Raw genomic sequence first — 4,712 nt, forward strand, 5'->3', positions numbered from 1 at the left:
TCCCAGCTGCGCTAAACGAGGGCCAAGCCCATAGAGATGCGCTAAAAGTGAAGTGAGAACGACGCCACCGAAGAGAGCAATGAGGTCCCTCGTGGCAGAACTGCGCCAATCGAAGTGCAATACGCGCAATCGTGGAGTTGACATTCTCATCCCATTCAAACACTCCGCAGCGCGGGGTGGCCCAGTGAGGTTCTTGGCCGCAGCATGATTGTTGAGAACCAGATGTTGCGCCGATTGCCGAACTTCAGTAACGGCTTCGCAAGCAGCAATGAGCCATCGGGGCGCGATAGCGGCCTCCCGCAAACGTTGTGTTCGAGCGACCGGCAAGTTCGCGCACCGAAGCAACGAGCTATATCCTGAATATGCCGCTTCAAGACTTTGACGACGGCTGTCACGCGACGCCGTCGTAGCAAGCAACGACATAACAGCTCCCGGCAGCTAGTGACCGCAGCCTATTGCGGTGCGAACCTGCCTGCAAACTGCAATGGATGGACCATGACCGAATAGTTGTTAATAGAGGCGGCTTTGGCTCGGAGAACAGCGAGAACGGGCGTCCGGGTCAAGAGCACCGGAGACGGAGTGAACGATGAACGATATCCTAGGCGACAACCACACGGTTGCGGCCCTCAAATTTTGCGCGATAGAGTCGCTGGTCGGCGACGTTCACGAACCCGTCGAGCGTGTCTCCATCACGCCTGAACTCCGACACTCCAACGCTGATGGTGACGCCGACCGACGGTTCGGCTCCGACGTCGAATGCAGTGCGTTCGATGGCCGATCGAAGGCGCTCGGCGACCGCGCCAGCCGCGTCGAGCGTCGCCCCCGGTAGCAGTACCATGAATTCTTCACCGCCCACGCGCGCGACAGATTCGTAAGGCCGGATTGCCTCCAGACACTTTCGCACGAATACGCGCAGGACCTCATCGCCGACGCTGTGACCACGTGAGTCGTTTGTATCCTTGAAATGGTCTAGATCGAGGGACAGCAGAGACAAGGGCGCCCCGGTCCTCTTGGCTCGTGCGATCTCCGCGCCGATATGCTCGATAAAGTGGCGCCGGTTCCCGGCACCGGTTAGTGGATCAGTGGCGGCGAGCCGCTCCAGCCGTTGATTGCTCAATTTCACTTGCTGAAGTGCCTTTTGAGTGTCGGCCATCGATTTGGCCAGGCGGGCGGTCATTTCTTCCTGGCTATAGATGGTGGCGAACGATTGCGTTGTTCGGAAAGCCTGGACGACGCCATAGCTGAGCAAAAAAAATCCGCCAGCAAAGATTGCGTGAGCCAGCCACCACATATGATTCCACGGCGCGGCCAAAATGAATGCGAGCGACGATAGCGCAAACCATGCGACAGAAACGCCGAAAACAAGCATGAGCGGCGAGTGAATCCGTCGCATGAGCAAGACCGCGACGTTCAGCGCACTGAAGAGCAATGCGCCGCCCTCCATGGACAGGCGGACCACCGGGTGCCCAGCATAGGGTGAATAGGCGACCAGTGCGACAGCTAGGTCCATCGTAAGGAACAGGCCAATCCACGTCAGCCATGCGCGCGTGTCCGAGCACTTCTCAAGTCCGTCTGACGGCCGGTTGTAGCTGAGTAGCCCGACGAAGAGCAAAATCGACATCGCCAGACGCGACGCTGGCCCATAGAGCAGAAACAGCCAAATGTTGCGATGTGCCATCCCCGTGAAGGCGCCGTGCAGCGTATAGATCAGCACGAAGGCCAGAAAACCAAGCGTCAACCACCGCAACAGAGGCTCGCCTGAAGACTGATAGCAGCGCCACGTCACATATGTGACGAACAGCCCCTCGAGGGTAGCGACGGCGATGGCGAATTCGTGGAACAGGTGGTCTTCAAACTTCAGCGCGGGATCTTGCTGGAAATAGAGGTAAGCGATGAACTGAGTGGGTAGCAGGGCGAAGCCGATAATGAGAAGGCTCGTATACGCCTGTGTGATCAGCCGCAGCGCGCTGGGCGGCTCCTGCAACATAAGATTGGTACTCATATGCTATACCGTCATTCCATGATGATCGCACGCGGTCCTTTCATGAACTCGTGGGGCCCTTCTTCAAGCATGGAGTCGTGCTAGACAAGCAAAGTGAAGGCATCATGGCTCGTCTCCGCCGTAGCTCATCCAACACCCGGCACGGGTGATCCCGCTGAACGGGCGCGGAAGTCACAAGATTTACGTTTCCGTCCATCGGCTGCACTCATCCGGACGGGGCTGCGACGCCGCCAGGATTGGCTTGCCATCCAGGAGCGGCCAAGTTCGTCACTGCGGGATCGCCGGTGCCGTGGCGAATTATGTGTTCGAGCCCAGTACGTTCAGCCCACCCGCAAAGGTATCGTGCGTGTTCAGTACAGTATCCAGCTGCTGCCCCGAGTCGTCACGATCTGCGACCCGGTCGAAAACGCGCCGGAGGAGGAGGAAATCACGAGGCCATTGAGGAAGGGATTCTGCGCATTACCGTACTCAATCGTCTGCTTGTCACCCACTGGTAGCGCCGCTGTGACGGTCGGTCCGGACTGGTTCGGCTCGGAGCCGACGAGCGTGATGAGCAACACCGCAAGTGTCAGCCCGCTTTGATTGATGAGTTTCTTGTATACCATCTGTGACCTCCGTCCTGCCCGTGTCCCCGCGGCAAAATGCGGGACAGAGGTTCCGCTATATACATTAACTGGCTAAGCTAAGCCCCTGCCAGATCTTGTAGGCGGCCGACATTTGGAGCCTGCCAGGACTGGGCAGGTCACTTTATGCCAAGCGGCTGGAGCGCGGCCGCTGTTTGTGGCCGTCGGCGGCGGACGTGGTGACAATCACCCCAGTCCAGCTTCGCTACATGCTCGACTACCCATGCGAATGCTCCTCCTCGTGAGGCTGTGATTCTGAGATGGAGATGGTCGAGCTCGTGATTGCGTAGTTTTCGAGCCTCCATCGCGCACGGCGTGTTGGAGAACGGGTGCGCGTCCGAAGGGATGCGATCGATTAAAAGGCCCGCTTGCCTGCTGTTCAATACGCCAGCGAAATTTCTGTGTGCTTAGCAGGTCGGATGAATGCCGCCATCGCGTACAGGCCGGGCGTGCAAGAGAATGCGCTGGGCCGTGATGGGCAGCACGTTGTCGGGGCAATTTGGCGACCGATGTTGCTAGGTCGTCAATATGGCAGCGATTAGCAATTTCATCATCGTGCATGTTGGTGCGGGCGGGCTTGAGCACGCGTTCTACTCACTTTTGATGCAGTTTGGAGGATGTCTTGCGCTTTGATTGGGGAAAATCAGCGCCATGCAGCAAGCACTCCACCGCTCCAGTCTGGTGCCGCGTGGGTTCGTTGAAGAGAGCGCGTGCTACGAGGGTGACAAAGTTGTCATTACGGTCCGAGCATCCAGAAGCGTTGGCGTATGTCCGTCGTAGAGAACGGTTTCCCGACGTGTCGATAGCCGGAATCGACGACGCGTGACCGATCTGCCGCTCTTGGGGCGGATCGTAGGAGCTCCTGGTGATCGCCCGTCGCTTCCGCTGCGACGCCGTCCTGTGCGGTGCTATATATTCGCTGAGCGCTTCGCAAGGGATACTGGCTCCGTCGGCGCGACGCACGGCGAGGCTGGGCTCTATCGTCCATCACCTTGGTCTGGCGCTTGGCGGTCGTCCGGCGGCAACCTTCGCAAAACAGCTGATGTTGCCGGTAAGTAAAGATACGCTCCTGCGCGTGGTCCGACGCCGTCGCCGTTCCCTGGCTGGCCCGCTCAGGGTTATCGGCATTGATGATTGGGCCTGGCGGCGCAATCACCGATGCGCCAGCATCATCTGCAATCTGGAACGACGCCGGATCGTCACCCTACTGCCGGATCGTGAACCCACGACCGCCCAAGCCTGACGTGCTCATCCCACGATCGCGATCGTCGCCCGAGACCGTGGTGGAGAATATTGTGAGGCGGCGGCCAAAGCCTTGCCGCAGGCGGTGCAGGTCGCGGATCGCTGGCATCTAATGGAGAACGCGAGCCGAGCCTTCCTCAAGGCCGTCCGCAAATCGATGCGTCAGATCCGCGTCGTCATCGGTGCGACTACGATTGGTCCCAATCTGCTGACAGCCGCCGAGCGCCCCAGTATGAGGGCTATCGCCAATCGGCTCTTTAATTGCGGGTTGTTGTCAACTTTTTTTGAAGCCATATGGCAAAGTAGTCGCGCTCGGCCCGACGGAGCAGGTCGGGGTTGCGCAGACGGGGCGAGCGCGGCTGGTGGATCTATAGCGAGCTCGTAGTAATAAGCTGATTTGCTGTCACCTGGTTTCAATGTGATCAGTTGCCCGATGGTCCTTTCCGAGGTCGTAAGCGCCTCATGATGATGTCCGGATCGGGTGCCTCCTCGTTTGCAACGGGGTGCGGACGAGCCGCTACCAGCCGATTGACCGAGGTCATTACGACCACCGTCCCAGCGGGCATCGCCAGCCCGGCGGACCGGGCCAGGAACCTGCAAAAAAAGTCGGGCTGGCATGTTGCCCCCGTCGAATGATGTGCCGTCGACCCAGATACAGTGGAGGATGACAGTGATCTTGCGGGCCGGTCCGGACGTGTCGGTGCCCGCGGGATCGGACACGCGAGCGTGAGCCTGCAGTCCGAAGTTCGGCGGGACCAACTGGGACGGACAGTGCCCCGGTCGGCCATCAGTTTTCAGACCAAAGCGAACACCTTGACCCTGTAGCCCGCCACGAAGCGCCTGCA

2 protein-coding genes and 1 pseudogene are annotated in these 4,712 nt (G+C 59.3%); 1 reads left to right on the top strand and 2 read right to left on the bottom strand.

Annotated features, from left to right (window positions below; all coding sequences use genetic code 11):
• Positions 1-598: 598 nt before the first annotated feature.
• Together I6F36_RS39805 and I6F36_RS38285 are read right to left on the bottom strand one after the other, a co-directional pair.
• A complete protein-coding gene (locus tag I6F36_RS39805; RefSeq protein WP_276573450.1) occupies positions 599-2,002 on the bottom strand; it encodes a GGDEF domain-containing protein in 1,404 nt (467 codons plus the stop codon).
• 350 nt (positions 2,003-2,352) lie between these two features.
• Entirely contained in the window at positions 2,353-2,607 is a 255-nt protein-coding gene (locus tag I6F36_RS38285; RefSeq protein WP_225143893.1) for a hypothetical protein, read from the bottom strand.
• A 669-nt stretch (positions 2,608-3,276) separates the two neighbouring features.
• On the opposite strand from I6F36_RS38285, the pseudogene I6F36_RS38290 reads away from it, so the two are divergent.
• Positions 3,277-4,116, top strand: a pseudogene (locus I6F36_RS38290) (ISL3 family transposase); the annotation flags it as partial.
• Positions 4,117-4,712 lie beyond the last annotated feature (596 nt).

Origin of the sequence: Bradyrhizobium sp. BRP19 (assembly GCF_020194195.1) — a bacterium.
Lineage (GTDB): Bacteria > Pseudomonadota > Alphaproteobacteria > Rhizobiales > Xanthobacteraceae > Bradyrhizobium > Bradyrhizobium yuanmingense.

What these genes read in the sequence shown, in the direction of transcription:
- I6F36_RS39805 (WP_276573450.1), bottom strand. Translation starts at nt 2,002, where the DNA reads ATGAGTACCAATCTTATGTTGCAGGAGCCGCCCAGCGCGCTGCGGCTG.
- I6F36_RS38285 (WP_225143893.1), bottom strand. Translation starts at nt 2,607, where the DNA reads ATGGTATACAAGAAACTCATCAATCAAAGCGGGCTGACACTTGCGGTG.